Source organism: Leptolyngbya sp. FACHB-671 (genome assembly GCF_014695745.1).
Classification (GTDB): Bacteria; Cyanobacteriota; Cyanobacteriia; order Elainellales; family Elainellaceae; genus JAAUTN01.
Map to the genome: position 1 here is coordinate 23,005 of NZ_JACJOV010000117.1, position 6,169 is coordinate 29,173.

Consider the following 6,169-nt stretch of genomic DNA (forward strand, 5'->3'; position numbering starts at 1 on the left):
CTAAGGATTATAATGCTCTCAGGCTTACTGTTTGAGGGGCTTGTGATGCCATCGCCGTTTCCAGGAATGGATCCCTATCTTGAAGGTTACTTGTGGGCTGATGTTCACAATGCCTTAGCCAATAAGATTCGACAGCAGCTTGCTCCCAAAATCCAACCGGGCTATACGGTACGGCTAGAGGTCTACCTGGTACAAGACACTGCTCCTGAAAGTGAGATTGGTATTCTCTATCCCGATGTCGAAGTTCTGCGTCAGAAGTCAGCTCCTCTAACTGCAAAAAGTTCGTCGCTGCCGATCGAGCATGGTGGGATTCTGCTCACTCCAGCTCCCCTGATCCTGCCGCTGATGCCACCGATTGAGGTGCGAATTCCGACGGTTGAAATCCGCGATACAGCAAGTAATACGCTGGTGACAAGTATTGAAATCCTTTCTCCCGTCAATAAGCGAGAGCCGGGAATTACGCCGTATCGACAGAAGCGGCAGCGGCTTTACAGGGCGAATGTGCATCTGATCGAGATTGATTTGCTGCGGCGTGGCACTCGTCCTTTTGTCCATCCCCGCTTACCGTCGGTTCCTTACTTGGTAACGCTGACTCGTGCTCAAGCGCAGGAAATTGAGGTGTGGCCGATCGCGCTATCAGACCTATTGCCGGTTATTCCTGTTCCCTTGCGATCGCCCGATGCCGATGTGCCGTTAGATTTAGCGTCAGCGTTACGCGACATCTACCATGAGGCGTTCTACAACCTGTCGATTGATTACCGCGAACCTCCACCGAAACCAGCGTTGAGTGAGGAGGAGCAAGCTTGGGTGGATGCTTTGCTCATGCCGTTGAGAACTAAGGCGTGATGGCTAAAAGAGGTTTATCAGATAAATGTCGCAAGTGTGCAATGCTCTCAGCCGAGCAAGCACAAGTGTTGCACGGAGCGGAGGGAGATGGTTGCTGGAATCCTGCTGTTTGTTACAGTCGTAGATCCTATGCTCGTAATCGCGCTCGCGTCAGCCAGACTCGCAGTCGTAAACGCAAAGAGAGCGAGCTAGAGCAAATTCCCGTCCAGTTCGAACCGTTGAGCCAACTGGTTTTTGGAGTACTAGTGGTGTACCGCAAAGCTGGAACTGATACCCCTGTCCATGCGATCGCTGCCCAAATTTGGCAGGGACAGGAGAAGGTGGCGATCGTGCCTCCGGTTCATTGTATTGGAATGGTTCCAAGTCAAGTTCATACCTATGTCGGTAAGATGCTGGACGTATTGGAAACACGCTACGGCATCAAGAAGTTTGTGGGTCAGACGCGGCTTGATCCCGATTTGTGTGAATTGCGCCCTTGTCCTTTGCATGAGTGAGGTGGGAGATGAGGCAGGTAGAGCAACTGGAATTACCGTTATGGGAAATGTTGAAGGAAGCAGCGGTCGCGCCTGACGAAGCAGATTTGCCGAAATTGTTAGAGGTTCTGGATGTATCTCTATCTAGGTTGAATACGGTAGGACAGCTAGGGGTTGCAGCTGAGGCAATCGGTCAAATTGTGGAGGTGTTTCAGGAGCGCTCCGCCTTAGCGTTTGAGGAACTGGAGGCAACCAATAGTGAGGAGGGTCCGGTGATGCCAACTGATGCGTTCGAGCGCTATGTTAGGCAAACGATGGAAGTTGATTTTGAGGGGTTCATTGAACCTCTAGCAAGTTTGCCCAGGAAAACTGCGGAGCGCCCTTTGTCATCTGATCAGCAAGGATCAGTAATGGGTGAGATAGACCAAGTTGCACTGCTGCAAGCACTGGATGAGCAGATGAATCAACATCCAGGATTAACTGAAGCGGAGGCGTTTAACCGTGCCATAGAAATTGCTCATGATGAAGATGTTTCAACTTGGGTGGGAGCGATCAATCAGTGCTTACAGGAACGGCAAGTTTCAACAATTTCTCTGATTAGGCTGCAGCGGTTGATGGGAATGCCAATCGTGCAATTGTGGTTGGCTTTGCTGCTGGGAGGATACACACTGGAGCAGCGGGGGGAGTTTTATGAAACGGAACAAGTTTGGGTCTGTCCGAGGTAATGCAGGTGATAAACCTAGGGGCATTCGACTTGAGGAGCAACAATCCTCAGGGTGAGACTAATTAGGAACATGAGGAGCGATCGCCACATAAAACTTGTCCTCCAAGTGCTTAACGTTCACACGGTCTTTGCTGCGTTGATGCTACCAGTTCAACTTCGCCACGATCGTTCGTCTGCCAACCTTGAGCCTCTACAACTTGAGGAACTTGAGAGCTTGGCTCAGTGGATGTTGCCCAAGATGCAGGCGGCTGTAAATCTTCTAAAACATCGCTGCTGCCCAATACATCGGTGGGTGAAGGTGCGATGCCACCCCGTCCAGTTCGGTAGAATTCACCCTGATTAGCTTGAGCTGTGGCAGTGGGAGAACAGCCGGTCGCAATTAAGGTTGAGGCATCGGTAACGTCTGCTGGTAGTTCGGTTAAGCCTCGGCTGAGGTCAACAATCGGAGTGTTGAGCAGAATAGTTCCAGCGCTGCCAAACTCAGAACTAGCGTTGATTTCACTCAGGGGCGATCGCTCCTCACTCTTCTGAAATCCAATAATCTGCTGAGCGGCGATATCAATTCGTCCACCGTTGCCCTGCTCGGCGATCGCAATGATGTCGCTGTTTTCTTGGGGAACGGCAATAACAAATCCATCTTCGGCATCAATGCTGATGTTGCCACCGTCGGTGCTGCCGTTAGCACGAGCTGAGATGAGACTGTGATTGCGTAGCAGCAAGAGATCAACTTCTCGAAGCTGAATTTCAGCCTGAGCAATATTTGTTGCACGACCCGTTCCACCTGCTTCCGCAATCAGTTGAGCACCATCCAGTAACCGAATTTGATCCGCTTGGATTGAAAGCGTGCCTGCCTGTCCTTGCGGGTTGCTCACCGTGACGCTCGAATCATTGACGGTAAGATCTGTAGCCGTGACATTTAGATCTCCAGCGCTTCCGGTTCGTTGGGCTGCAACTGCTAGTTCGCTGTTGTTGCTCAATTGCACTGAGTCGGCACTGACATTTAGGGAGCCGCCTGTGCCTGTACGCGTCGAAGCGGAGATAGCGCTATTGGTTTGTAGCTGTAATGTGTCTTGAACGCTGAACTGTATGTTTCCGCCGCGACTCGATCGCGTTTCAGCAGTGACTCTAGCGCGATCGCTAAGCATCACATCATCAGCGGTGATGCTCAAATTTCCGGCTGCACCAGTTCCTGTGCTACTGGCTAAGATTTGCCCACCGTTAAAGGTGAGATTATTGGTGGCGATCGCCAAGTCTCCAGCTCTGGCATTGCCGCTGGTGGCAACCGAAAGCCGACTGTCGGAGAGCAATACGCGATCGGGCGCATCAATGGTTAAACTGCCGCCTTGACCTTCACCTGCCGTCGAAGCTAGTATCTGTCCTTGGTTGAGAACCATCAGTTCGGGCGTTTGCATGGAAGCTTGCAGATCTTGCAGCTTGAAGAGAATTCCACTTTAGAGTGGGCTGAAATTTATGCGAAAGCTTTAAACACGCAAGGCAAGCTGCACTGGCTGCAAAATCAGTTAGAGGCAGCTATTACTGCTTGGCAGAGTGCAGCGATGGCGTATGCTCAAGCCGGAAATTCTGAAGGTATGGCGATCGCCCAGATTAACCAAGCAAGAGCGCTACAGGCACTCGGTTTTAGTGGGCAAGCCGAAGCAATTTTGCAACAGGTTGATCAACAGATTCAGCAACAGCCCACCCAACTAAGAGTTGCTCTACTCCGCAACTTAGGTAGCATTTTACGTCAGGTTGGCAATCTTGACGCTTCCCGTGACCGTCTGCAAGAAGGCTTAACGCTCACCAGTAATCCAACGCAGACTAGTTTAATGCTCCTGGAGTTGGGCAATACAGAACGAGCTATGGGCGATCGCCTCTCCGCTATTGGCAGACCTGTCGAGATGCACTTTCAAGCTGCTTTGCAGTACTACCAGCAAGCCATTGATCTCGATAGTTCCTTGTCAGCACAGCTCAATCACATCAATCTTCTAGTTAAGACCCAACAGTTCACCATTGCCGCTGCTCAACTACCTGTTCTGCAACAAGCGATTGAGCAACTTCCTGCAGGTCGAACAGCCGTTTATGCGGCAATCCATCTAGCAGAAAGCTGGATGCAATTAGCAAATACCGCGCCCATACAGTCAGATACTTCCGCAGTTGCTCAACTTCTCTCTACCGCTATTCAGCAGGCGCAAATGCTGCACGACGAACGAGCAGAATCCTATGCGCTAGGACAACTTGGCAGCCTCTATGAACAAACTGGACAGTGGGCAGATGCCAAAATGCTAACAGAGCAAGCCTTGCTGAAAATAGAACCGATTCAGGCTCCTGAAATTCGCTACCGTTGGGAATGGCAGTTAGGACGACTGGCGCAGTTTCAGAATAAACATCAGGAAGCGATCGCCTCCTACCAAGCAGCGATCTCAACTCTGCAATCTATCCGCAGCGATCTGTTAAGCGTCAATTCTGATGTTCAGTTCTCATTCCGAGATAACGTTGAGCCAGTCTATCGCCAATTTATCGAGCTACTGTTAATCTCGGAATCTGGACAGCTGCCCAGCCAATCACAGCTACAGCAAGCTGTTCAATTTGTTGATGCACTGCAATTGGCAGAATTAGAAAACTACCTCGGCTGCATCCTTGCAAATGTCAGACGAGTTAATGAACTTCAGGATTCAAAAGCGGCAATTCTCTATCCCATCCTGTTACAAAAAACGCTGCAACAGAAACCGCAACAAGACAATACAGAACGTATTATGCTCATTGCCCAATTTCCTGAGCAGCCAAACCAATTGGTTTATCGTGAAATCTCAATTCCCAAAGGAACTGCTGAACGCACTATTCAAGCATTACGAGCAGATTTAGAGATTCCAAGTCGAACTCCAGAGGTTTTAGAAGGCGCTAAAACCTTGTATGACTGGATAATTAAACCACTGGAGCCAGAATTAGAGCAGACTTCAGCAGATACACTTGTGTTTGTGCTGGATGGCGCTTTGCGAAACGTACCAATGTCGGTTCTCTATGACGGAGAACAGTATTTAATTGAGAAGGGATACGGAGTGACGATCGCCCCTCGTCTGCAAGTCTTCACACCCAATACATCCTCAGATAGTTTGAGAGTAAGTATCGGCGGAATTGGTATTCCACAAACCATTAATGGAACTCATTTTCCACCTATTGTGAAGCTGCAAGAGGAGTTTGATCGAATTGGGCGATCGGTTGAAATTGGCACTCCTTTAATGAACGAAGCCTTTACCACTGAAAACATTCGCCAACAGCTACAAGGCAGCGACTTCACTGCTATTCACTGGAAAACTCACGGAACGTTCAGTTCCGACCCGACAGAAACCTATGTAGTGGCATATCAAGAACGCATCACTACCAACACACTCAACGAGTTACTTCAGGTTGGCACCCGCAACGGTGCTCGTCCGCTAGAGCTGTTAGTGCTAAGCGCCTGTGAAACTGCCCATGGCGACAATCGCGCTGTACTAGGGCTAGCAGGACTCGCAGCCAGAACCGGAACACGTAGCGTTTTATCAACGCTTTGGATTGCCCAAGATACCCCCACCACCGAGTTCATGGATCATTTCTATGCTGCCCTGTCTCAACCCGGAATGATCAAGGCGGAGGCAGTTCGCCAAGCTCAACTCAACTTGATTAGAATCAATGGACAAACTCCTCACATCTGGGCGAACTATGTATTGATTGGCAATTGGCGGTAGTTTGCAGACATTGAACGTACCGGTAATATTCTAGGTTGTGTCGCAAAGATTTCTAAGTGACGCACAATCTGTATCGTTCGCGTTGCTCTAGGCAGCAATTCCAAAGATCGATTCGATAAATTTCACTTGAGACACACGGTCCCCTTGTTTGACTTCTTTGACTTGCCCTTTACGGAGCCTATTCATTGCCTCAATTCCGTTCAAAGTTCTTCTGGCACTATTGAACGATTTGAACCCCATCATCGGTTTCACAATGCGCTTGATGTTTCGATGGTCTTGCTCAATGACGTTAGGGGCTTGCAAATAAATAGAATCCCAGTCAATTTAGTAGGCATGGAGCAGGGAGTACGTTTCTTTGCTCAAAACCACTAGAGCAGGAAATTCTCCAATCATGCTGACTGACA

5 protein-coding genes and 1 pseudogene are annotated in these 6,169 nt (G+C 49.5%); 4 read left to right on the top strand and 2 right to left on the bottom strand.

Going from position 1 to position 6,169, the window contains the following annotated elements:
* Positions 1 to 45: 45 nt before the first annotated feature.
* Genes H6F93_RS15635 through H6F93_RS15645 form a run of 3 tightly spaced genes read left to right on the top strand, consistent with a single transcriptional unit; the run spans position 46 to position 2,044 of the window.
* A complete protein-coding gene (locus tag H6F93_RS15635; RefSeq protein ID WP_190682386.1) occupies positions 46 to 846 on the top strand; it encodes a DUF4058 family protein in 801 nt (266 codons plus the stop codon).
* Positions 846 to 1,340: a hypothetical protein gene (locus tag H6F93_RS15640; RefSeq protein ID WP_190682388.1), complete on the top strand. Its 495-nt coding sequence runs from the start codon at positions 846 to 848 to the stop codon at positions 1,338 to 1,340. The genes H6F93_RS15635 and H6F93_RS15640 overlap by 1 nt, the downstream gene beginning before the upstream one ends.
* An 8-nt stretch (positions 1,341 to 1,348) precedes the next feature.
* The gene (locus H6F93_RS15645) at positions 1,349 to 2,044 is read left to right on the top strand and encodes a hypothetical protein (RefSeq protein ID WP_190682393.1); all 696 of its coding nucleotides are present in this window, start codon (positions 1,349 to 1,351) and stop codon (positions 2,042 to 2,044) included.
* 109 nt (positions 2,045 to 2,153) lie between these two features.
* Here the strand turns inward: H6F93_RS15645 and H6F93_RS15650 are convergent, their stop codons facing one another.
* Positions 2,154 to 3,455 (bottom strand): S-layer family protein, encoded by a 1,302-nt coding sequence (locus H6F93_RS15650; protein WP_190682396.1) that lies wholly within the window; start codon positions 3,453 to 3,455, stop codon positions 2,154 to 2,156.
* 15 nt (positions 3,456 to 3,470) lie between these two features.
* Between H6F93_RS15650 and H6F93_RS15655 the strand changes: the two genes are divergently transcribed.
* A complete protein-coding gene (locus tag H6F93_RS15655; protein WP_190682400.1) occupies positions 3,471 to 5,765 on the top strand; it encodes a CHAT domain-containing protein in 2,295 nt (764 codons plus the stop codon).
* 87 nt (positions 5,766 to 5,852) lie between these two features.
* Here H6F93_RS15655 and H6F93_RS15660 read toward each other — a convergent pair.
* Positions 5,853 to 6,056 (bottom strand): annotated as a pseudogene (locus tag H6F93_RS15660) (DDE-type integrase/transposase/recombinase); the annotation flags it as partial.
* Between the last annotated feature and the right edge of the window lie 113 nt (positions 6,057 to 6,169).

Excerpts from the sequence above, each read along its gene's own strand:
- H6F93_RS15635 (WP_190682386.1), top strand. The coding sequence starts at position 46 with ATGCCATCGCCGTTTCCAGGAATGGATCCCTATCTTGAAGGTTACTTG.
- H6F93_RS15640 (WP_190682388.1), top strand. The coding sequence starts at position 846 with ATGGCTAAAAGAGGTTTATCAGATAAATGTCGCAAGTGTGCAATGCTC.
- H6F93_RS15645 (WP_190682393.1), top strand. The coding sequence starts at position 1,349 with ATGAGGCAGGTAGAGCAACTGGAATTACCGTTATGGGAAATGTTGAAG.
- H6F93_RS15650 (WP_190682396.1), bottom strand. The coding sequence starts at position 3,455 with ATGCAAACGCCCGAACTGATGGTTCTCAACCAAGGACAGATACTAGCT.